Below are 238 nucleotides of genomic sequence, written 5' to 3' on the forward strand. Positions count from 1 at the left end.
ACTTTTCATATACAGCTTTGGCTGCATGTCAGCTCGTCCGCTGGCGATCACTGCGCCACCGCTAAATTGCAGGCTCATGTAGTAACCGCGTGTACCGCCAATGGCGTTCATGAAATCCATCAAATATTGGCCGTCGATGACCGCCCAAAAACCGCTGGTATCGGGGAGCTGACGCATAAACACCACCGCCGGACGATTCGGCACGCCAACCGTTCCGTGCACCGAGATGCTCCACCAG

Annotated in this window: 1 pseudogene; it reads right to left on the reverse strand. The window is 55.9% G+C overall.

The features are described 5' to 3' along the window. Positions 1 to 238 (reverse strand): annotated as a pseudogene (locus tag KVT28_RS26710) (CSS-motif domain-containing protein); the annotation flags it as partial.

It is taken from the genome of Pantoea sp. GbtcB22, assembly GCF_019091025.1.
GTDB classification, from domain to species: Bacteria; Pseudomonadota; Gammaproteobacteria; order Enterobacterales; family Enterobacteriaceae; genus Pantoea; species Pantoea leporis.